The organism is Rugamonas rubra (genome assembly GCF_900114705.1).
Classification (GTDB): Bacteria; Pseudomonadota; Gammaproteobacteria; order Burkholderiales; family Burkholderiaceae_D; genus Rugamonas; species Rugamonas rubra.
The window spans coordinates 118,219-140,854 of record NZ_FOTW01000015.1 but is presented as its reverse complement, the minus strand read 5'-3'; the positions used below and the strand labels follow the sequence as shown (position 1 = coordinate 140,854).

Genomic DNA, 22,636 nt, shown 5'->3' with positions numbered 1-22,636 from the left:
GTATGTATTCCGGGCATTTCTAAATGCACATCTTGAAGGGGAACAAAAATGGCAACTTCCCACCCTGAAGCGAGCGATCCGTCGAGCCCGGAATTCCAGATCGTGTTGAAGGCCCTGGTGGATATCTACCGCCCGATCCTCGAAGAAGACCTCAAGCGGGCCGGCGACCTGGACGCGCTCGGCGAAGAAGCCCGCCAAGCCCCGCCCGACTGCGAAGCGGAGTTGGCAGCGGCCCAGCGGCTGCTGGGCGGCTTCCCCGACGACGAGGTGGTGTTCGCCCTCTTGCCGGCCCAGGCGCGCGAACTGCTTGGACCTATCGAGCGCTGGCGTTGGCTGCTGCTGCACATCCGCTGCTGCATGATCTTCGGCTGGCTGGTGTGCCGCCGGCCGCGCACCTTCCGCCTGTCGGCGTATTACCTGTACCGCTACTGGCTGTGCGTGCGCCAGGCGGTCGGCACGCCGGTCACGCCCGGCCACCTGACCGAGCTCGAGCGCCGCGACCTCGACATCCTGGTCGCCGCCCTGGCCAAGGCCTACCGTCCCTTCGTCAGCGACCAGCTCGCCAGCATCGATTTCACCGCCGGCCTGGCCGACGCCGTGGCCGACGGCCAGATCGACTGCGACGAGGGCGAAGAGGAGGCGGCCGCCGTGTTCGAACGCCTGATGACGGTCGACACCACCCGCGCCTTGCTGGGCGAAAAGGCGTTCGACGCGCACTGCAGGGAGCCCTGGTTCTGGTTCTACCAGTGCTGGTGCATGTGCGCCACCCGTTTCGGCTGCTGCCTGGCGCGCGCCAAGAACCTGATCGACGTGTATCGCTGCCTGGTGAGGTACTGGTTCTGCCTGCGCGACTGTTTTCGTCCGCTGACGTGCGAACTCAGCGGCCCGCAGGGATGCATCGCCGAAGTCGTCAACCCGGCGATTCCCGCGCTGGTCGTGCCGATCCACGGCACCGCCGCCGGCCTCGGCTTCGTGCGCTATGTGCTCGAATGGTCGACCGACAATATCGTTTGGCACGCCGCCAATTTCGTGTATCCGCCTGTCCCGCCGGGCAACACGGTGCAGGGCAACAGCCCGGTCACGGGCGGGCTGCTGGCCTACCTGGACAGCACTTTGCTGAACGCCGGCACCTACTTCGTGCGCCTGACCGTCTACGGCGCCAACCAGACCCTGCCGCCCTGCGGACCGATCATCTTCGGCGTCTTCAAGAAGGACGTGCGGATACTCGGCGTGGACGGCAACTTCACGCTCGACAGCACGCCCTTCGATCCCGCCGCCCGCTTCATCGACCACGTGCCGGCCCTGTGCACGCGCGCGGCGGGCGACTTCGAAGCCTCGTTCGGCACCTGCCTGCAAATCTGGGGCGCGGCCTTCGTCGGCGGCTGCGACGACAGCCAGAAGATCAAACGCTACACGCTCGACTACAAGCCGGGTTACGAGACCGACTGCGCGACCGCAGGCTGGAGCAACTTCTGGACCGTCGAGTTCAGCACGGCGGCCCAGTACCGCGACATCAATATGCGCACCGACACCTCGGTCCTGACCGCCAACTGGGTGCCGGATTGTCTGGTGCAAGTGCCCTTCCCGCCGTATTGCCTGCTCAGCGACCCGAAGGCGCTGCTGTCGCCCTCGTCGTGGAGCAGCAACGTGGGCGGCTGCCAGTTGAGCGGGCTGTACACCTTGCGGCTGGTGCTCGAGGACACGCTCGGCAACAGCTACTGCGACACCCAGCGCGTGTGGATCGACAACAAACCGATCACCGCCCTGGTCCAGATCAACGCCGTGCCCAAATGCGCCGACCTGTTCGTCAGCCAGTTCGCCTTGCCGCCGGATTGCAGTGTGCCGTGGCCGCTGCCGGTCTCGGGCATCGCCTACGACGAATACATCGACGACACCCTCCTGCCGCTGACCCGGCCCAACGACAACTTCGACTACTACGTCGTTTCCGTGGAAAAACAAGGCGGGCCGACGATCCCGATCCCGATCAGCATCCCGCTTTCCGGCCCTCCGTGTTTCCATGGCACCTCGCGGGTGGGCGATCCCGGCACGCGCTGCGGCGTGCCGACCGTACCCACCGTCATCGGCACGCTCACCCAGTTCGACCTGCGCGCGGTCGACCCGACCTGCAGGACGTCCCTGCCCTACCCTGTGCCGCCCGGCTTCGCGCTGGAACGGGGCGAGTGCTGCGTCTACATTTTCCACCTGACCGTGTACGACCGCACCGCGCGCCCCTGCGGCGTCAGTCACGCCACGGCGGACTGGCCGGTAAAGATCTGCAACGACCTGCCGCCGGTTTGAGCGGATGGACGCGCCATGGTTCGGCTTTATGCTGGGCGTTTTCGCTAGCTGGCGCCTGGCCCATCTGCTAGCGTTCGAGGACGGGCCATGGGATCTGCTGGCGCGCTCGCGGGCGGCGCTGGGCAATAGCGTGCTGGGCCGGCTGATGGATTGTTTTTACTGCGTCAGTCTGTGGGTGGCGGCGCCGTTCGGGCTGCTGCTCGGGCGCACCGCGCAGGAATGCGCGCTAGCCTGGCTGGCCCTGTCCGGCGCGGCCTGCCTACTCGAACGGATGGGGCGCGACCCTTTGATGATTCAGCCCTTGGCAACGGAAGGAGAGCATGATGAGTTGTTGCGGCGGGAAGCGGACGGAACTGCGGAACAGTCTCCGAACGAGTTCCAACCCTAAGCAGGCGTCGGCGACGCCGGCTGCGCTGCCGGACATGGCTGCGCACACAACGGCCGCCGGCAAACCCGCTCCGCCGGCCGGCGCTACGGCGCCGCGCGCCACCGTGCAGGCGCAGGCGGGCGCGGTGACGCTGCGCTATCTGGCCGGGGCGCCGATCCAGGTCGTCGGGCCGGCAAGCCATGCCACGTATCGATTTTCGCGCGAGGCGCCGCTGCAACGGATCGCGCGGGCGGACGCCGAGCCACTGCTGGCGAGTGGGTACTTTCGGATGGAAATCTAACTTGAGCGCAGCCCGCCCGGGCCGACCTGGGCCGAGCGGGCTTGCTTGGGCTTGCTTGGGCTTAGCCGGATCCTATTTGTAAATGCCGCAGCCGATCAGCACATCGTCGACCCGCTCAACGTAGGTGCGCTTGCCGTCGATTTTGCCGGTGGCCGGGTTCGGCCACTTGTAGTCGACCCAGCCCTTGCCTTCCTTGCTCATGCCGACGGCCAGGATGTCCTTGATCAGGAACTTGCCGTCGGCGTCCTTCATCTCCGACACGTTCTTGCCCACCAGCTTGGGGTTGGCGCCGTTGGCCTGCTCGATGCCGTCACCGTTGGCCAGGAAGGTGAAGATGTACAGGTCGCCCTTGATGAACTGGCCGTTGGGGTTGTTGAACTCGGCGAAGGCTTTCTCCTTGCCGTTCTTCTTGAGGAACTCGCCGGCCTTTTTGACCATCGCCACGGCCTCGTCGGCCGTGCCCTTGTCGGCCGCGTTCGCCGTCAGGCTGAACGAGAGCAGGCACAGCGCCGCCATGAAACCTTTGAAAAATTTGCTCATCTATCGTCTCCCAGGGATTGTGTAACATACCGGGCTTTCTGGCGGCCCGGCGGTGGTGTGCTTGCACTCGGGCAATCGAACCCAGACTAGCAAAGGCCGGCCCGGCGCGCAAGCGGATACGTCGAACTGTTGCGGCGGGGCGAATTGGCGCCACCGCGGCGGACAAAAATAGTCCAGCCCGATCGCGACTTTTACATTATGATTATCTCCTTATGGAAACATTGACATACTGATAGCACCCGTGTCCGTTCAAGGCCGCCACCCGCACATGCAAACCTACTCAGCACCACAGCTTTCCGTTTCACCCTCCGGCACCCTGCATAGACTGAAATCGCTGGCCTGGCCTGGCCTGCTCATGCTGCTGTTGTCGATCTACATACTCCTGCACACCCGCATCAGCGGCGACGGCGGCGAGTACGTGCTGATGTCGCACGCCCTGTTCAAGCACGGCTCGGCCATTCTCCGCCCGGACGATGTCAAGGCCTACCTGGGGCTGCCGCTGGCCGAGGTGATGCGGGTGGGGGTGCCCGACCATGTCTTCCAGCTGCTGCTGCAACAGATGCAGTCGAGCAAACCCGACATCGTGGCCGGCTTCTTCCCCGACGCCGGCGGCCGCTTCATGGCCATCCATTTCTGGATGTACTCGCTGCTGGCCGTGCCCTACTACGCCCTGTTGAGCATGCTGGGCGTCTCGCCGGTGCTGGCCTTCGGCATGCTCAACCTGAGCTTCGCCGGCGGCGCCCTGTACTACCTGTGCCGCGCCATGCCGCGCCACGCCGGCCTGGCCGGCACCGCCTTCCTGCTCACCGGCAGCAGCTTCTACCTGAGCGCCACCGGCCCCGAGGTGATGGCCGCCAGCTGCGTGCTGATCGCCTGCATCGCCATGCTGCGCGGCGAGCTCGGCCTGGCCTGCCTGATGGCCGGCCTGGGCGCCAGCCAGAATCCGCCGCTGCTGCTGCTGCTGCCGGCGGCGCTGGCCGTGCGCCTGCTGTTGGCCAAGCGTCCCGACTTGGCCTGGCCGGACTGCCGCTTGCGGCCGTGGAACGCCTACGACCTGGCCGGCATGGCGGCCGGCGCCGCGCTGGCGCTGCTGCCCTTCGCCTTCTTCCAGGCCGAGTTCGGCGTGCCCAGCCTGATCGCCAAGTACTTCACCTCGCCCGACCTGATCACCCCGAACCGCCTGTTCTCGCTGCTGTTCGACCTGAACCAGGGCATGGTCGTCGGCATGCCGGCGCTGCTGGCGGCCCTGCTGCTGCCGCCCTTCCTGCTCGACGCCGACCGCCGCGGCCGCTGGCTGCCGGCCGCCGGCCTGCTGTGCGCCGTTGTGCTCGGCATGGCGCTGCCCTCGCTCAGCGCCACCAACTGGAACTCCGGCAGCGTCGTCACCAGCCGCTACGCCTACTGGCTGGGCATGCCGCTGCTGGTGCTGGCCTGCCTCGCCGCCCTGCAACTGCCGGCGGCCAGGGCGCGCTGGCTGTTCGGCCTGATGCTGGCGCTACAGGCGCTGGTGCTGGCCGCCAACGGCGAGCTGGGCGAGCGCTACAGCTACCTGAACCACACGCCGCTGGCGCGCCTGGCGCTGAACCACACGCCGAGCTGGTACAACCCTGACGCCGAGGTGTTCTTCGAGCGCGGCGTCGAGAACGAGCAGAGCATGTCGGCCACGCTGACCCACGTCTACCGCCGCGGCGGCGCGCCGCTCAAGCTGCTGCGCCACGAATCGAACACCGACGACCCGGCCGGCCTGTGCCCCGCCGGCCAGCTGTTGCAGGGCAGCCGCATCCGCCGCGTCGACGGCGGCTGGCAGTATGTGCACGCGCCGTTCACCTGCCACCCGGCGCAGGACAACATCAACGCCGGCGTCTGGCGCGTCCGTCCGGACATGCCGAACCTGTCCACCCTGCTGGCCGGCGGCTGGTCGCAGCCCGAGGCGCGCGGCGTCTGGAGCGAGGGTGCCGAGTCGACGCTGCTGCTGCCGCTGCCGGCCGGTCGCCAGGTCCGGCACCTGCGCATCAACGGCCTCTACTACAACGGCATGCGCACCAGCTCGGTCAGCCTGAACGGCAAGGACATCGGCCAGATCGCCCTGGACAACGCCTTGATCGACCTGCCGGCCGACGCGCGCCCGGCGACGGTGCTGTCGATCGGCCTGCGCCATCCGCAGGCGACCTCGCCCAAGGCACTCGGCCAGTCCGACGACGGCCGCGTGCTCGCCTTCCAGCTGCAGGGCATCACGCTCGAGTAGCGCGGCCCGCCGGGCCGGCCTAGCCGCCGGCCGGGCCGAAGCCGCCGCCGCCCGGTGTTTCGATGACGAAGACGTCGCCGCTGGCCATGTCGGCCGTGTGGGTGGCGCCGAAGCGCTCCACCGAGCCGTCGCTCCGCTCGATCCAGTTGCGCCCCAGCGCGCCGGGTGCGCCGCCGTCCAGGCCGAACGGCGCGATGCGGCGGTGGCCGGCCAAAATATTCGCCGTCATGGCGCGCAGGAAGCGGATGCGCCGCAACGCGCCGTCGCCACCGCGATGCTTGCCCGCGCCGCCGCTGCCGCGCAGGATGGCGTGGGTTTCGACCAGCACCGGGAAGCGCCACTCCAGCACCTCCGGATCGGTCATGCGCGAGTTGGTCATGTGGGTTTGCACCGCCGAGCAGCCGTCGAAGCCGGGGCCGGCGCCGGCGCCGCCGGCGATGGTCTCGTAGTACTGGTGCTCGTCGTCGCCGAAGGTGAAGTTGTTCATCGTGCCCTGCGAGGCGGCCAGCACGCCGAGCGCGCCGTACAGCGCGTCGGTGACGTACTGCGACACCTCGACATTGCCGGCCACCACCGCCGCCGGATAGCGCGGGTTCAGCATCGAGCCTTCGGGAATAATCAGCGTCAGCGGTTTCAGCACGCCCTCGTTCATTGGAATGTCGCTGTCGAGCAGGGTGCGGAACACGTACAGCACGGCCGCCTTGCACACCGACAGCGGCGCGTTGAAGTTGCTCGGCCGCTGCTCGCTGGTGCCGGTAAAGTCGACCGTGGCGCCGCCGTTGGCGTGGTCGATGGTCAGGGCGACCTTGAGCACGGCGCCGTCGTCCATCTCGTAGGCGAAGCTGGCGTCGCGCAGGCCGCGGATGGCGACGCGCACGGCCGCCTCGGCGTTGTCCTGCACGTGGCCCATGTAGGCCAGCACGACGTCCTCGCCGTGGCTTGCGACGGCCTTGAGCAACTCGTTGGCGCCGGTCTCGCAGGCGCCCAGCTGGGCGATCAGGTCGGCGATGTTCTGGTCGATGTTGCGGCTCGGCCAAGGCCCGGCGGCGAACAGGCTGCGCACCAGCGGCTCCAGGAAGACGCCCTGGTCGACGATCTTGATGTTATCGAGCAGCACGCCCTCCTCCAAAATCGAGGTGCTGTTGGGCGGCATGGAGCCGGGCGTGATGCCGCCGACGTCGCCATGGTGGCCGCGCGCCGCCACATAGAACAGCGGCGCGGCACGCTCGGCACCGCGCTCGGCACCATATACCGGGCAGACCACGGTGATGTCCGGCAGGTGGGTGCCGCCGTTGTAGGGCACGTTGAGCACGTAGGCGTCGCCCGGCGCCATGGTCGCGGCGTGCTGGCGGATCACGCACAGCACGCTGTCGCTCATCGAGCCAAGGTGGACCGGGATGTGCGGCGCGTTGGCGATCAAGTTGCCGTGGCGGTCGAACACGGCGCAGGAGAAGTCCAGCCGCTCCTTCATGTTGACCGAGTAGGCGGTGTTTTCCAGCGTGGTGCCCATCTGCTTGGCGATCGCCATGAACAGGTTGTTGAAGATCTCCAGGTGGATCGGATGGACGGCGGTGGTCATCTTGTGCGCGCTGCCGACCGGCACCGTGCGTTCCAGCAGCAGCGTGTGGTCGGGCAGCACCTTGGCGGACCAGCCGGCGTCCACCACGGTGGTGGCGATCTCCTCGCGGATCAGCGCCGGGCCGGCGACCCGGCTGCCGACCGGCAGCGCGGCGCGCACGTGCAGCGCGATCGGGCCGCGTTCGCCGTCGACATAACCCTGCACCTCGCTGTGCTCCGCCTCGGCGTGGCCGGCCACGTTCGGCACCTCGATCTGGAAGGCGGCGCCGTCGCCGGCGCCGATGGCCTCGGCCGAAATCGACTCGATCACCAGCGGCTGGCCGGCCATGACGAAGCCGAAGCGGCTGCGGTACTGGGCGGCGAAGGCCTCGGCCATGGCCGCCTCGTCGCCGAGGGCGATGACGAAGGCGGCGTCGCTGTCCTGGTACTTCAAACGGGCGCACAGCTCGACCACGATGTCGGCCGGCGCCACCTGCTGCGCCAACAGCTCGTCGCTGGCCTGCCGCGCCAGCGCCGCCAGTTGCGGTTGCAACTCCTCCAGCGCGGCGGCCGACAGCGGCTGCTCGACGGCGCCCTCGCGCATGGCGCGGATGTCGGCCAGGCCCATGCCGAAGGCCGACAGCACGCCGGCGAACGGATGAATGACGATCTGGCTCATGCCCAGCACGTCGGCGACGCGGCAGGCGTGCTGGCCGCCGGCGCCGCCGAAGCAGCACATGGCGTAGCGGCTGACATCGTAGCCGCGCTCGACCGAGATCGACTTGATGGCCTGCGCCATATTGTCCACCGCGACGGTGAGGAAGCCCTCGGCCACGGCGGCCGGCGACAAGCGGGTGCCGGTCTCGCTGGCGATCTGCTCGGCCAGCGCGGCGAAGGCGGTTTCGACCACGTCGCGGTCGAGCGGCAGGTCGCCGTTGGGGCCGAACACGCGGGGGAAGTGGGCCGGCTGGATACGGCCGAGCATGACGTTGCAGTCGGTGACGGTCAGCGGGCCGCCCTTGCGGTAGCTGGCCGGGCCGGGATTGGCGCCGGCCGACTCGGGGCCGACCTTGAAGCGGCCGTGCTCGAAGCTACAAATGGAGCCGCCGCCGGCGGCCACGGTGTGGATGTGCATCATCGGCGCGCGCACCCGCACGCCGGCCACCACGGTCTCGAAGACGCGCTCGTAGGCGCCGTCGTAGTGGGCCACGTCGGTCGAGGTGCCGCCCATGTCGAAGCCGATCACCTGGCGCAGGCCGATCGCCTCGCAGCTCTTCACCGCGCCGACGATGCCGCCGGCCGGGCCGGACAAGATCGCGTCCTTGCCCTGGAAGCGGGCGGCGTCGGTCAAGCCGCCGTTGGACTGCATGAACATCAGCCGCACGTCGCCGGTCTCCGAGGCGACGCGGGCCACGTAGTCGCGCAGCACCGGCGACAGGTAGGCGTCGACCACGGTGGTGTCGCCCCGGCCGACGATCTTCATCAGCGGGCTGACTTGGTGGCTCACCGAGATCTGGCCGAAGCCGGCCTGCTCGGCCAGCGCGCGCAGGCGCAGCTCGTGCTGCGGAAAGCGGTAGGCGTGCATCAGCACGATGGCGATGGAGCCTATGCCCTTGGCGCGCAGCGCGCGGAACTGCGCCAGCACCAACGCCTCGTCCGGCGCGGCGAGCACCTCGCCGTGGGCGCCGATGCGCTCGTCGATCTCGATCACCTCCTCGTAGATCAGCTCGGGCAGTTGGATGTTGGTGGCGAAGATGTCCGGCCGGTCCTGGTAGCCGATGCGCAGCTGGTCGGCGAAGCCGCGCGTGATGGCCAGCGCGGTGCGCGCGCCCTTGCGCTCCAACAGCGCGTTGGTGGCCACGGTGGTGCCCATCTTGATCACCTCGATCTGCTCGACCGGCAGCGGCTCGCCGGCGCGCAGGCCCAGCATGTCGCGCATGCCCTGGGTCACCGCGTCGTCGTAGCGCTCGGGATACTCGGACAGCAGCTTGTGGGTGACCAGCTTGCCGTCCGGGCGGCGGGCGACGATGTCGGTGAAGGTGCCGCCACGGTCGACCCAGAATTGCCAGCGCAAGGGAGTGGTTGGAAGTTGGTTTTTCATGATGGTGCTCTCTGGTGTGTTCGTGTAGAGGCGTTGCGGCAGGCGCCGCAACGCCGTAGTGCGATGCGAAGAGTCGATCCGTGACTCAGGATTCGAGCTGCTTGCCGCGCGTTTCGGGCAGGGTCAGCGCGGCCAGGATCATCACGCCGTAGGCGGTGGCGGCGAAGATGCCGATCGCCTCGCCCAGCGCCATCTTCTGGCTGGCCAGGCCGATCAGCAGCGGGAACAGCGAACCGACGGCGCGGCCCATGTTGTAGCTGAAGCCCTGGCCGGAGCCACGGATGCGGGTCGGGAACAGCTCGGTGAGGAAGGCGCCCATGCCGCTGAACACGCCGGAGACGAAGAAGCCGAGCGGGAAGCCGAGGAACAGCATGACGTTGTCGGTCACCGGCAACCGGGTGTAGGCCAGGGCGATGCACAGCGAGCCGGTGGCGAACAAGATGAAGTTCTTCTTGCGGCCGAGGTAGTCGGTGAGGAAGGCGCTGACGATGTAGCCGACATACGAGCCGACGATGACCATCGCCAGGTAGCCGCCGGTGCCCAGCACGGTCAGGTGGCGCTCGGTCTTGAGGAAGGTCGGCAGCCAGGTGGTGATGGCGTAGTAGCCGCCTTGGGCGCCGGTGGTCAGCAGGACGGCGCGCAGCGTGGTGCTGAGCATTTTAGGCGAGAAGATCTCGGTGAACTTGGCGCGCTCGGCGCCCTCCGCCTCCTGCTGCTTCTGCTGCTTCTGCTGGGCGACGAAAACTTCCGGCTCGTCGACGAAGCGGCGGATGAAGATGACGAACAAGGCCGGCAAGATCCCCAGCAGGAACAGCGAGCGCCAAGCCCATTCGGCCGGCAGCAGCGAGAACATCAGCGCGTACAGCAGGGCCGACACGCCCCAGCCGATGGCCCAGCCGGCCTGCACCATGCCGACCGCCTTGCCGCGGTCCTTGGCGCGGATCACCTCGCCGATCAGGATGGCGCCGGCGGTCCACTCGCCGCCCATGCCGAAGCCCATCAGGCCGCGCGCCAGCAGCAGCTGGTTGAAGTTCTGCGCCAGGCCGCACAGCACGGTGAAGAAGGCGAACCAGAGGATGGTCAATTGCAGCGTCTTGACGCGGCCGATGCGGTCCGACAGGATGCCGGCGATCCAGCCGCCGGCCGCCGAGGTCAACAAGGTGACGGTGCCGATCAGGCCGGCGTCGCCCTTGGACAGGCCCCAGGTGGCGATCAGCGTCGGGATGACGAAGCTGAGGAACTGGGTGTCCATGGCGTCGAGCGCGTAGCCGATCTTGCAGCTCCAGAAGGTGCGGCGTTCCTTGCCCGTTAGCGCGTGGAACCAGGAAAAGAAACCGTCGGACTGCACGGTGGGTATGGCGGTGGTGTTCATCTTTGCTCTCCTCGTGTTTTTGTAATATTGTTTTTATGTGTGGTGAAACGGCGAAACGGATGCGTCAAAAAGCGGCCAACGAGGCGTTGGGAATGTCGGTCACCAGCATGTAGCCGGGCTGGTGGGTGATGACCAGGGGCAGCGCGGCGCCGCGCAGGGCCTCCTGCGGCGTGACGCCGCAGGCCCAGAAGACCGGCAGCTCGTCGGCGGCCACCGCGACGGCGTCGCCGTAGTCGGGCTGGTCCAGGTCGGCGATGCCGATCAGGGCCGGGTCGCCCAGGTGCACCGGGGCGCCGTGCACGGCCGGGAAGCGGCTGGTGATCTGGATGGCGCGGATGGCGTCGCGCGCCTTCATCGGCCGCATCGAGACCACCATGTTGCCGCCGAAGGGGCCGGCGGCGATATTCGGGATGTTGCTGCGGTACATGGCGACGTTCTTGCACTGCTCGACGTGGCGCAGCGCAATGCCGGCGTCCATCAGCATCTGTTCGAAGGAGAAGGAGCAGCCGATGGCGAACACCACCAGGTCGTCGCGCCAGATCTCATGCAAGGTCAGCGGCTGCGCGCTCAGCTGACCGGCGCGGTAGACGTTGTAGCCCGGCACGTCGCTGCGCAGGTCCATGTCGGCGCCCAGCGCGGCCAGGTTCCACTGGCCCGGCTCGCCGACCGCCAACAAGGGGCAGGCGCGCGGGTTGCGCTGGCAAAAGCGCAGGAAGTCGTCGGCCTGGGCCTGCGGCAGGATCACCAGGTTGGCCTGGGCGTAGGCGCCGCAATAGCCCGAGGTGGGCTGGCGGAACTGGCCGCTGCGGACTTGGTGACGCAATTCAAGTGGTGTCATGGTCGGGCTCGCTGAGAAGGTGGGAACTGTGTTGGCGTAAGTAAAATGACATGCGATGGAGTAAGAATAGTCGTGAACTTTGCATGCAGCTATCTAGTTTTATTTGCTGTTGTTGTAAAGTTTTTCTTAACGCGAATCGCTAGGCGCGGGACTAGGGTTAAGGTATTCTTGCCCCACACATGAATACCCGCTTCCTCGAAACCTTTGTCATCCTGGCCCAGTTGCGCAGCTTTCGCGCCACTGCGCAGGCGCTGCACGCCACGCCGGCGGCCATTTCGCTGCGCATCAAGAGTCTGGAAGAGGAGTTGCAAACCGAGCTGATCGACCGCTCGGCCAAGGAATTCCGCCTCACCGCCAACGCCGAATACCTGCTCGGCCACGCCAAGGCCGTGGTCGACGCCACGCGCCGCCTGCAAAGCGCCGCCCGCAAGGACAGCGCCATCCGTGGCCGCCTGCGCCTGGGCGTGATCGAGTCGGTGGTGCACAGCTGGCTGGCGCAGTACATCCGCGAGATGAACGGCCATTATCCGGAGCTGGAGATCGACCTGGCGGTGGACACCAGCAACGCGCTGGAGCGGCGCCTGCGCGCGCGCGAGCTCGACCTGGTGATCCAGGTCGAGGGCATCGACAGCAGCGACATCGTCTCCGAGGCGCTGGCCATCTACCCGCTGCACTGGATCGCCCGCAAGGGCCTGCTGGACACGCGCAAGGAGGGGCTCAACCAGCGCCTGCTGCAACTACCCATCCTCACCTTCGGCCGCGGCACGGCGCCGCAGCGGGCGTTGGAGGAGATCGTCAGCAAGATGGCCAACCTGGCGGCGGTGCCGCTGGAGCAGACGCGCATCACCTGCTCGCCGTCGGTGGCGGCGATCGTCCAGCTGGTCAAGGACGGCTACGGCGTGGCGGCGATTCCCAGCCTGTTCGTCAGCGCCTTCCTCGACAGCGGCGAATTCATCGAACTGCCGGTGCATCCCGAGCCGCCGGCCATCATCGTCTCGATGTGCCTGCACGCCAACGCCGAGATGCTGGTGCACGCCGCCGCCAACGCGGCCCGCGCCGCCTGCGCCAGCTATTGCGCCCAGGTCGACGCCCGTTATATCGAGGCTTTGTGCTGAGCGCAGCCTCCTGCTGAGCACGGCGTTCCGCCCAGCCCGGCATGGCGCCGTTCGGCGCCACCACCACCCTCTCCTCCTCCTCGCCCGGCGGCACGGCCAGCGCCAGCGCCGTGATCGGGCGGCCCGGCGCGGCGTTGCCGTCGGCTCCTTGTCGCCAGTTCTGGGGACAGACGGAAAACTTGCCATTAGTTAAACTTGATGGTTACTAAGCAAGTTGTAGGCGCGAGCTCCGCTCGCCCTCACGGCGGGCACCACTACATCAACCAGGAGTCCGTCATGCCGCCAAAGTCCAGCAAGGTAGCCGTGCGTCCGCGCCGCGCATTCGCCGCGCACGATCCGGCCGCAACGCCGGCGGCGGCGCACAACGGCAGCACGCCCGCCGCGCCGCGATGAAGCGGCACCACCACAATGCAGCGGCGCCGCGCGCGTCGCGCTGGCCGCTGGCCGCCATGTTTTTACTCGCGCTGGGCCGCTACGACGCCGCGCTGGCCGGCGCACCGGTCGGTCTGCTCGACGCCGTGCGCCTCAGCCTGGCCAACAACGTCGACGTGCTGCTCCAGCGCCAGCAGGTCGACAGCAGCGCCGGCGCGCTGCAGCAGGCCGGCGCACCGTTCGACTCCACCTTGCGCCTGCAGACCGGCCGCAACGTCGAACACGCGCCGCTCAACCAGCGCAGCCGCGACGCCTACGCCAGCCAGGGCTTCCCCCTGAGCCAGCTGCGCAGCGACAGCACCAACTACAGCGTGGCGCTGGAGCGCCTGCTGCCGAACGGCGTGGTGCTCAGCCCGAGCGCCAGCGTGACGCGCGCCGCCGGCAGCGTCAACGACATCAACCAGCTGGCGCCGCAGAACAACGCCAGCGTCGACTTCAGCCTGCGCATCCAGCTGCAGAAAAACAGCGGCCGGCTGGCCGGCGCCGGCGCCAGCGCGGCCGAGCGCGAACTGGCCGCCGCCGAGCAGGACTTGCGCTTCGCGCTGGCGCAGACCGTGCTGCGCACCGTGCAGTCGTACTGGGGCCTGCTGGCCGCCGGCAAAAGCCTGCAGATCGCGCGCGAGTCCGAGGCCAGCGTCGCCCGCCTGGTCGAGGAGACGGCCAAGCTGATCGCCGCCGACGAGCTGCCGGCCGCCGACCTGCACATCCTCAGAGCCAAGCTGTTCGACCGTGGCGCCGCCCGGCTGGCCGCCGAGCAGGCCCTGCTCGACGCGCGCCAGCGCCTCGGCGTGGCGATGGGGCTGGCGCCGCGCGACGTCGCCACGCTCAGCGCCGACGACGACTTCCCTGCCGGCGCGGTCGACCCGGCGGCGCTGCCGGGCCGGCTGGCGGCGCTGCAGCAGCAGGCGCTGCGCCGCCGCGCCGACCTGAAGGCGGCGCAGCTGCGCCGCGACGCCGCCGCCACGCTGAGCGGCGCGGCGCGCGAGGAGCTCAAGCCGCAGCTCGACCTGACGCTGCGCCTCGGCTACGCCGGCCTGGCCGAGGGCAGCGGCGCGGCGCGCGCGCTGAGCCAGAACCGTGGCGCGCCCAACGTCGGCGTCAGCCTGTCGTACCAATGGCCGCTGGCCAACAACGGCGCCGAGGGGCGCTACCGCCAGCAGCTGGCCGGCTACCAACAGCACCTGGCGCAGCTGGACGGCGTCGAACGCGCCGTCGCCCTCGGCGTCGAGGCCGGCGTGGCCGGCCTGGTGCGCGGCGCGGCGCAACTACGCCAGTCCGAGCAGGCGGCCGAACTGTACCGCCTGGCCGGCGAGAACGAGCGCACCCGCTACCGGCTGGGCAGCTCGACCATGATCAACGTGCTCACCACCAGCGACAGCCTGCTCAACGCCCGGCTGGGCAACGTGGCGCAGCGCCTCAACTACCTCAACGCGCTGGTCCAGCTGAACTTCCAGACCGGCGCCCTGATCGTCGACGGCGAGGCGGGCCAGTCGGTCGGCCTCGGCCAACTGCTCGACCTCCCCCCGCCCGACTAAGCCCCCACAGAAAGCAGCCATGGCAGAGCAAAATCACATTTTCCGCAAGGTCTCGCTGGAGCGGCTGTCTTCGCCCGAACAGCTCGACGTGCTGATGCGGGTCACCTCGGCCAAGGGCTGGGTGGCCCTGCTGGCACTGTGCGCCCTGTTGGCCGCCGCGCTTGCCTGGGGCGTGTTCGGCAGCATCCCGACCAAGATCAACGGCAGCTGCATCCTGATCCGCCCGGGCGGCGTCAGCGAGCTGGCCGCGCCCGGCGCCGGCCGCGTCGCCGACATCTCGGTCGAGGTCGGCGACACGGTGCGCGAGGGCCAGGTGGTGGCGCGCATCGAGCGCTACGACGCGCTCGACCAGATCAAGGGCAGCGCCGCCCGGCTGGCCGAGCTGCGCGCGCAGCAGGCCAAGCTGGACAGCGACAGCCTGCGCGAGGCGCGCAGCCAGGAGGCCTACCTGCGCTCGTCGGAGCAGAGTCTCGACAAGCGCATCGGCAGCGGCCAGCAGACCGTCAAGGCGCTGGCGGCCAAGATCGAGGTGCAGAGCCGCCTGCTCGAGCAGGGCCTGATCACCCAGCAGACCCTGCTCGGCACCCGGCTCGACTACGCCAACGCCCAGCGCGAGGTCGAGGGCAACCGCAGCGACATCCTGAAGATCGGCGTGAGCCGGCTCGACGCCGACAAGCAGCGCCAGGCCGAGCGGCGCGCGCTGGCCGCGCAGATCGGCGAGGCCGAGCGCGGCCTGGCCAGCCAGATGCGCGCCGCCAACGAGGTGTCGCGGGTGCTCAGCCCGTACAACGGCCGGGTGCTGGAGATCCGCCTGTCGGAGAACGCGATGGCCGGCGCCGGCACGCCGATCCTGACCATCGAGCAGACCGGCGCCAGCGTCAACGACCTCGAGGCGCGCATCTACCTGGCCCCGCTCGACGGCAAGAAGGTGAGGAACAACATGGACGTGCAGATCTCGCCGTCGACCGCCAAGCGCGAGGAGTTCGGCGTCATGCTCGGCAAGGTGCGCAGCGTGGCCGCCTTCCCGGCCAGCGCCGAGGGCATGATGCGCAGCCTGAAGAACGACAAGCTGGTGCAGCAGCTGGCCGCCGGCGCCGCGCCGATCGAGGTGCAGTCCGACCTGATCCCCAGCGCCACCACGGCGAGCGGCTACAAGTGGTCGTCGCCGCAGGGGCCGCAGGGCCGCATCGAAAGCGGCACGATGTGCGACGCCAGCATCACGGTGCGGCGGCAGCGTCCGATCAGCCTGGTGATCCCGCTGCTGCGCGCCGAGCTGGGGGTCTGAGATGGCGGCGACCAAGACAGCGGCGCGCGGCTGGCGCGCCAAGACGCCGACGGTGCTGCAGATGGAGGCGATGGAGTGCGGCGCGGCGGCGCTGGCCATCGTCATGGGCTACCACGGCAAGGTGGTCACGCTGGAGGAGCTGCGCGAGGCCTGCGGCGTGTCGCGCGACGGCAGCAAGGCCAGCAACGTGGTCAAGGCGGCGCGCCGCTACGGCTTCAGCGCCAAGGGCTACCGCAAGGAGCCGGCCGAGCTGAAGGCGATGCGCCTGCCGCTGATCGTGTTCTGGAACTTCAACCACTTTCTGGTGGTCGAGGGCTTCCGCCGCGGCCTGGTCTACCTGAACGACCCGGCCAGCGGCCCGCGCACGGTCAGCGAGGAGGAGTTCGACCAGTCCTTCACCGGCGTGGTGCTGGCGATCGAGCCGGGGCCGGAGTTCGTCGCCGGCGGCCGGGCGCGCGGCCTGCTGGCGGCGCTGCGCGCCCGCATGCCGCTGGGCGAGCCGGCGCTGGCCTACCTGGTGCTGGCCGGCCTGGCGCTGGTGCTGCCCGGCCTGGTGCTGCCGGTGTTCAGCAAGGTCTTCATCGACGAGGTGCTGGTCGGCCACATGGACGGCTGGGTCCGGCCGCTGCTGCTGGGCATGGGCGCGACCATGCTGCTGGGCGGCGCGCTGACCTGGCTGCAGCAATACTACCTGGCGCGCTTCCACACCAAGCTGGCGCTGGCCGCCTCGAGCCGCTTCCTGTGGCACGTGCTGCGCCTGCCGGTCGGCTTCTACGCGCAGCGCTCGGCCGGCGACATCAGCGCCCGCGTCGGCATCAACAACCAGGTGGCGGCGCTGTTGACGGGCGACCTGGCGGCGACCGTGCTGAACCTGGTGATGGTGCTGTTCTACGCCGCCCTGATGCTGTTCTACGACGTCACGCTGACGCTGGCCGGGATCGCCGTCGCCGCCCTCAACGTGCTGTTGCTGCGCCTGGTGGCGCGGCGCCGCAAGGACGCCAACCAGAAGCTGGCCAACGACGGCGGCCGGCTGATGGGCGTCTCGATGAGCGGCCTGCAGATGATGGAGACGCTGAAGGCGTCGGGCATGGAGGGCGACTTCTTCGGCAAGTGGTCGGGCCACCAGGCCAAGGTGATGAACGGCCAGCAGGCCATCGGCGCCAGCGGCGTGCTGCTGGGCGGCGTGCCGGCCATGCTGAGCGCGGTCAACGGCATCCTGATCCTGGCGCTGGGCGGCCTGCGGGTGATGGACGGCCACCTGACGATGGGCATGCTGGTGGCGTTCCAAAGCCTGATGGCCGGCTTCATCGGGCCGATCAACCAACTGGTCGGCATGGGCGCGCGGGTGCAGGAGATGCAGGGCGACATGAACCGCCTCGACGACGTGCTCAACTACCCGACCGACCCGCAGGTCGCGCCGCCGGCGGCGCGCCGCGACGGCGCCGCGGCGCCCCTGCTGGAGGGCCACATCGAGCTGCGCAACGTCAGCTTCGGCTACAGCCGGCTCGAGCCGGCGCTGATCGAGGACTTCAACCTGAGCATCCGGCCGGGCGAGCGGGTGGCGCTGGTGGGCAGCTCGGGCTGCGGCAAGTCGACCATCGCCAAGCTGGTGATGGGCCTGGCCGAGCCCTGGTCGGGCCAGATCCTGTTCGACGGCCGGCCGCGCGCCGAGCTGGCGCGCGACAGCCTGGTCAACTCGCTGGCCATGGTCAGCCAGGAGGTCGCCCTGTTCGAGGGCAGCCTGAGCGACAACCTGACCATGTGGGACGACAGCATCGCCGAGGCGCAGTTCGTCCAGGCCGCCAAGGACGCCCGCATCCACGAGGCGATCGCGGCGCGCCCGGGCGGCCACGAGAGCCGCCTGCAGGAGGGCGGCGGCAACTTCAGCGGCGGCCAGAAGCAGCGCATCGAGATCGCCCGCGCGCTGGCCATCAATCCACGCATCCTGGTGCTCGACGAGGCCACCAGCGCGCTCGACCCGATCACCGAGCGCCAGGTCGACGACAACCTGCGCCGGCGCGGCTGCACCTGCCTGATCGTCGCCCACCGCCTCAGCACCATCCGCGACTGCGACCAGATCCTGGTGCTCGAGCGGGGCCGCGTGGTGCAACGCGGCACCCACGAACAGCTGCGCGACGCCGGCGGCCTGTACTCCACCCTGATGCATTCCCTATGAAACCGACGCCATGAGCCAGACCAGCCTTGCCACATTGTTCGAGCAGCACGGCGACGCCTGCGCGGCCCGCTCGGGGGCGCCGCTGGCGCTGCACGGGGCGGCCGTCTGGCGGGTCGGCGCGGTGCCGGTCGACGTCTTCCTGGCCCGCCTCGACGACGCCGGCCGGCCCAGCCGCGCGCTGCGCGCGCTGTTCCGCGCCGAAGCCGGCGCGCTGCTGTGCGGCCAGCCGACGGCGGCGGCCGGCTGGCAGCTGGTGGCCATCGGCCTGCCCGGCGCCACCCTGCTGCGCCTGGCGCGCGAGCGGCTCGGCGCGGCGCCGGCCGAGACGGCGGCGGCGCTCGGCCACTGGCTGGCGCAGACGGCGGCGGCGCCGGCCTGGCGCGGCGGCCGGCCGGCGGCGACGGCGGCACCGGCCGCGCCGGCGCCGGCCGGCGCGCCGGACTGGGACGCGCTGGACCACTACCACCGGGCGCTGCTGGCCCATCTGCTGGTCGAGCTCGAGCACGAGGAGGACGGCGAGCAGCGCCGCCTGGCGCGCAAGAACGCGCGCCAGGACGAGGGCATGCGCGCCGCGCTGGGCCGGCTGGCGGCGATCCTGCGGCCGGCCGGCGACGGCGCCGGGCAGGCGGCCGACGGGCCGGGCCTGCTGGCCGCCTGCCGCCTGGTCGGCGGCGCCGCCGGCATCGAGTTCAGCGCCCCGGCCGACGCCGGCGAAGCGGCCCAGGCCGGACGCGACGCGCTCGGCGAGATCGTCGAGGCGAGCCGGGTGCGGCGCCGCCGCGTGGCGTTGAAGGGCGCCTGGTGGCGCGCCGACCACGGCCACCTGCTCGGCTTCCTGGCCGACGGCCAGAGCCCGGTGGCGCTGCTGCGCGGCGCCGGCGGCTACACGCTGCAGCAGCCGGGCGGCGCGGCGCGGCCGCTGACGGCCGAGCTGGCGGCCGGCCTGGCGCCGTTCGCCTTCCTGTTCTACCGCGGCTTCGGCGCCGCCGCCGTCGAGCTGCGCGACATGCTGCGCTTCGGCGCCGCCGGCCAGCTGCGCGAACTGCTGCTGGTGGCGGCGACCGGCGTGGCCGGCGGCCTGCTCGGCATGCTCACGCCGCTGGCCACCGGCATGCTGTTCGACAGCGTCATCCCCGGCGCCGAGCGCGGCCAGCTGCTGCAGCTGACGCTGATGCTGCTGGCGGCCGCCTTCGGCGCGGCGATGTTCGCGCTGACCCAGGGCTTCGCCATGCTGCGCGTCGAGGGGCGCATGGACTCGGCGGTGCAGTCGGCCGTCTGGGACCGCCTGCTGCGCCTGCCCACCGGCTTCTTTCGCGACTACACGGCGGGCGACCTGGCGGCGCGCGCCGGCGGCATCAACAGCATGCGCCAGATCCTCTCCGGCCACACGCTGCACACGCTGCTGTCGGCGGTGTTCGCGTTGTTCAACCTGGTGCTGCTGTTCTACTACAACAGCAAACTGGCCCTGCTGGCCGTCGCCCTGGTGGCCGTCGCGCTGGTCTTCAGCGTCGGCGCCGCCCGCCTGCGCCTGCGCCACGCCCGCGCCTTGGCCGCCGTCGAGGGGCGCATCGCCGGCCTGGTGTTCCAGCTGCTCGGCGGCATCGCCAAGCTGCGCACCACCGGCGCCGAGGGCCGCGCCTTCGCCAACTGGGCGCGGCTGTACGCCCAGCAGCAGGAGCACCAGTTCAAGGCGGCCATGCTCAACAGCGCCGTGGCGGTGTTCAACAGCGTGTTTCCGACCCTGTCGAGCATGGCGATCTTCTTCACCATCGCCGCCCTGCTGGCGGCCGAGCAAGGCTTCAGCACCGGCAGCTTCCTGGCCTTCAACGCCGCCTTCGGCGGCTTCCTCGGCGCCATGCTCGGCGCCAGCGCGGCGCTGGCCAGCGTGCTCGGCGTGGTGCCGCTGTACGAGCGGGCCAAGCCGATCCTGCGCGGCGCCACCGAGGTCGGCCAGGGCCGCGCCCAGCCCGGCCGGCTGCAGGGCCGCATCGAACTGAACCAGGTGTGCTTCAGCTACGCCGCCGACGGCCCGCGCATCCTCGACGAGGTCACGCTGCGCATCGAGGCCGGCGAGTTCGTCGCCCTGGTGGGCGCCTCCGGCTCGGGCAAGTCGACCCTGCTGCGCCTGCTGCTCGGCTTCGAGGCGCCGGCCAGCGGCGCCGTCTACTACGACGACCGCGACCTGGCCGGCCTCGACCTGGGCGCCGTCCGGCGCCAGCTCGGCGTGGTGCTGCAGAACGGCCAGTTGCTGGCCGGCGACATCTTCACCAACATCATCGGCGCGGCCAGCGCGCTGACGCTGGACGACGCCTGGCTGGCGGCCGCCCAGGCCGGCATCGCCGACGACATCCGCGCCATGCCGATGGGCATGCACACGATGGTCAACGACGGCGGCGGCACCCTGTCGGGCGGCCAGCGCCAGCGCCTGCTGATCGCCCGCGCCATCGTCAACCGGCCGCGCATCCTGTTGTTCGACGAGGCCACCAGCGCCCTCGACAACCGCGCCCAGCAGATGGTCAGCGACAGCCTGGACGGGCTCAGCGCCACCCGCGTGGTGGTGGCCCACCGCCTCAGCACCGTCGTCAACGCCGACCGCATCCTGGTCATGGAGCGCGGCCGCGTGGTCGAAAGCGGCAGCTACACGGCACTGCTCGCGCTGGGCGGGCGCTTCAGCGCCCTGGCCCAGCGGCAGATCGTTTGAGTATCCTTTGGAGAGCATAGTGAAATTCTGCACCATCATCATTCCCGCCGCCCTGGCACTGCTGCTGGGCGCCTGCGGCGACTGGGACGCGCCGGCGGCGGCGCGCGCCCGCCGCGCCGCCGAGGGCGGCGACATCGTCATCGGCGCCGCCTGGCCGTTCAGCGGCGGCAAGGGCGAGCTGTGGCAGGGCATCGAGCTGGCCAGCGGCGAGCTGAACGCCGCCGGCGGCGTGCTCGGCCGCAAACTGCGCATCGTCAAGGCCGACGACGAGTCCTCGCTGGCCAAGGGCCGCCTGGTGGCGCAACAGTTCGCCGAGGACCGCGACATGGTGGCCGTGATCGGCCACCTCAACTCCTACATCGCGCTGCCCGCCTCCAGCATCTACCAGGGCGCCGGCCTGGTCTACCTGACGCCGGGCGCGTCGAGCTACCGCATCAACGACCAGGGCTTCGCGCTGTGTTTCCGCAGCACGCCGAGCAACCGCAGCATCGGCCGCCGCATGGCCGAGGACGTGGCGGCGCAGGGCCACAAGCGGGTGGCGGTGTACTACGTCAAGGACACCAACAGCCAGAACATGGCCAACTATTTCGAGCAGCGCGCCCAGGAGCTGGGCCTGAGCATCGTCGACCGCCGCGCCTACCTGCACGGCAGCCGCGACTTCAGCGAGGTGATCGGGAACTGGCGCGACCTGTACCAGTTCGACGCCCTGTTCCTGGCCGCCTCGATGCCCGAATCCGGCCACATCATCGCCCAGGCGCGCAAGCTGGGCCTGCGCCAGCCGATCTTCGGCAGCGAGGGCATCGACGACAACTGGTTGATGCAGGTGGCCGGCGCCGCCGCCGAGGGCGTGCGCCTGCCCGAGTTCGTCGTGCGCGACGAGGCCAACGACGAGTACCGCCGCTTCAGCGCGCTGTACCAGCGGCGCTACGGCGCGGCGCCGAGCGCCATCGCGGCGCAGGGCTACGACAGCCTGCGCCTGCTGGCCCAGGCGATCGGCAAGGCCGGCAGCAGCGCGCCCGAGCGCATCGCCGCGGCGCTGCACGCCACCCGCGGCTGGCGCGGCGCGACCGGCGAATACAGCTTCGAGGCCAACGGCGACATCCCGCACAAGCACATCGCCATCAAGATGGTGCGCAACGGCCGCTTCGCCACCCAGGCCGAGGCGGCGGCGCGATGAACCAGGTGCTCGACCTACCCGCCGCGGCGCGCCTGGCGCGCGCCCGCGACGGCGACCAGCGCGCCTTCGGCCAGCTGGTCGAGCTGCACCACCCGCGCGTCTGGCGCTTCCTGCTGCGCCGGGTCGGCAACCGCCACGACGCCGACGAGCTGACCCAGGAGACCTTCCTGGCGGCCTGGCAGCGCCTGCCCGGCTTCCGCGGCGAGGCGCAGTTCACCACCTGGTTGCTGGGCATCGCGCTGAACCTGGCGCGCAACCACCACAACCGGCGCCAGGCGCAGCGGCGCGAGGTCGAGCTGCCCGACGAGGCCGCGCTCGACGCCGCGCTGGGCGCCGCCGGCGACCCGCTCGGCCAGCTGCAGCTGCGCGGCACCCTGGCCGCGCTCGAGCGCGCCATCGCCGGCCTGCCCGAGGAGATGCGCGAGGCGCTGCGCCTGGTGCGCTTCGACGGCCTGTCGCTGGAGCAGGCCGGCGTGGTGCTGGGCACGCCGGTGGGCACCATCAAGAGCCGCCTGGCGCGCGGCAGGGACAGGCTGAGCGACGAAATGAGGGAATATTTATCATGAACGACGGAACCTTTTTCCGCGCCGTGTTGC

Annotated in this window: 15 protein-coding genes; 11 read left to right on the top strand and 4 right to left on the bottom strand. The window is 70.0% G+C overall.

Going from position 1 to position 22,636, the window contains the following annotated elements:
- Positions 1–48: 48 nt before the first annotated feature.
- The 3 genes from BM252_RS16645 to BM252_RS16635 are packed head-to-tail and all read left to right on the top strand — an operon-like array spanning position 49 to position 2,966.
- Positions 49–2,298: a hypothetical protein gene (locus BM252_RS16645; protein ID WP_139236545.1), complete on the top strand. Its 2,250-nt coding sequence runs from the start codon at positions 49–51 to the stop codon at positions 2,296–2,298.
- Positions 2,299–2,302: 4 nt separating this feature from the next.
- Positions 2,303–2,686 (top strand): DUF1360 domain-containing protein, encoded by a 384-nt coding sequence (locus BM252_RS16640; protein ID WP_093388790.1) that lies wholly within the window; start codon positions 2,303–2,305, stop codon positions 2,684–2,686.
- Positions 2,687–2,720: 34 nt separating this feature from the next.
- Positions 2,721–2,966 carry a hypothetical protein gene (locus BM252_RS16635; protein ID WP_093388789.1) on the top strand — a complete coding sequence of 82 codons (246 nt, stop codon included), beginning with the start codon at positions 2,721–2,723 and terminating at the stop codon, positions 2,964–2,966.
- 72 nt (positions 2,967–3,038) lie between these two features.
- Here the strand turns inward: BM252_RS16635 and BM252_RS16630 are convergent, their stop codons facing one another.
- Positions 3,039–3,506, bottom strand: a complete 468-nt coding sequence (locus BM252_RS16630; protein WP_093388788.1) for a cache domain-containing protein — start codon at positions 3,504–3,506, stop codon at positions 3,039–3,041.
- A 268-nt stretch (positions 3,507–3,774) separates the two neighbouring features.
- Here BM252_RS16630 and BM252_RS16625 point away from each other — a divergent pair, with 268 nt between their 5' ends.
- The gene (locus tag BM252_RS16625) at positions 3,775–5,751 is read left to right on the top strand and encodes a hypothetical protein (protein ID WP_139236543.1); all 1,977 of its coding nucleotides are present in this window, start codon (positions 3,775–3,777) and stop codon (positions 5,749–5,751) included.
- 19 nt (positions 5,752–5,770) lie between these two features.
- On the opposite strand, the gene BM252_RS16620 is transcribed toward BM252_RS16625, so the two are convergent.
- The 3 genes from BM252_RS16620 to BM252_RS16610 form a co-directional block, all read right to left on the bottom strand.
- Positions 5,771–9,409, bottom strand: coding sequence for a hydantoinase B/oxoprolinase family protein (locus tag BM252_RS16620; protein WP_093388786.1), 3,639 nt, complete (start codon positions 9,407–9,409; stop codon positions 5,771–5,773).
- Between the two features lie 85 nt (positions 9,410–9,494).
- Positions 9,495–10,781 carry an MFS transporter gene (locus BM252_RS16615; RefSeq protein WP_093388785.1) on the bottom strand — a complete coding sequence of 429 codons (1,287 nt, stop codon included), beginning with the start codon at positions 10,779–10,781 and terminating at the stop codon, positions 9,495–9,497.
- Positions 10,782–10,845: 64 nt separating this feature from the next.
- Entirely contained in the window at positions 10,846–11,619 is a 774-nt protein-coding gene (locus BM252_RS16610; protein ID WP_093388784.1) for a putative hydro-lyase, read from the bottom strand.
- Positions 11,620–11,798: 179 nt separating this feature from the next.
- Between BM252_RS16610 and BM252_RS16605 the strand changes: the two genes are divergently transcribed.
- The 7 genes from BM252_RS16605 (at position 11,799) to BM252_RS16575 (ending at position 22,606) form a co-directional block, all read left to right on the top strand.
- Entirely contained in the window at positions 11,799–12,734 is a 936-nt protein-coding gene (locus BM252_RS16605) for a LysR family transcriptional regulator (protein ID WP_093388783.1), read from the top strand.
- A 449-nt stretch (positions 12,735–13,183) separates the two neighbouring features.
- Positions 13,184–14,701 carry a TolC family protein gene (locus BM252_RS16600; protein WP_174900559.1) on the top strand — a complete coding sequence of 506 codons (1,518 nt, stop codon included), beginning with the start codon at positions 13,184–13,186 and terminating at the stop codon, positions 14,699–14,701.
- 19 nt (positions 14,702–14,720) lie between these two features.
- Positions 14,721–15,986 carry an NHLP bacteriocin system secretion protein gene (locus BM252_RS16595; RefSeq protein ID WP_093388781.1) on the top strand — a complete coding sequence of 422 codons (1,266 nt, stop codon included), beginning with the start codon at positions 14,721–14,723 and terminating at the stop codon, positions 15,984–15,986.
- Between the two features lies 1 nt (position 15,987).
- A complete protein-coding gene (locus tag BM252_RS16590; protein WP_093388780.1) occupies positions 15,988–18,162 on the top strand; it encodes an NHLP family bacteriocin export ABC transporter peptidase/permease/ATPase subunit in 2,175 nt (724 codons plus the stop codon).
- Positions 18,163–18,172: 10 nt separating this feature from the next.
- Positions 18,173–20,863 (top strand): NHLP bacteriocin export ABC transporter permease/ATPase subunit, encoded by a 2,691-nt coding sequence (locus BM252_RS16585; RefSeq protein WP_093388779.1) that lies wholly within the window; start codon positions 18,173–18,175, stop codon positions 20,861–20,863.
- 19 nt (positions 20,864–20,882) lie between these two features.
- The gene (locus BM252_RS16580) at positions 20,883–22,040 is read left to right on the top strand and encodes an ABC transporter substrate-binding protein (RefSeq protein ID WP_174900558.1); all 1,158 of its coding nucleotides are present in this window, start codon (positions 20,883–20,885) and stop codon (positions 22,038–22,040) included.
- Entirely contained in the window at positions 22,037–22,606 is a 570-nt protein-coding gene (locus BM252_RS16575) for an RNA polymerase sigma factor (protein ID WP_093388777.1), read from the top strand. Before BM252_RS16580 ends, BM252_RS16575 begins: the two co-directional genes overlap by 4 nt.
- Positions 22,607–22,636: the final 30 nt, after the last annotated feature.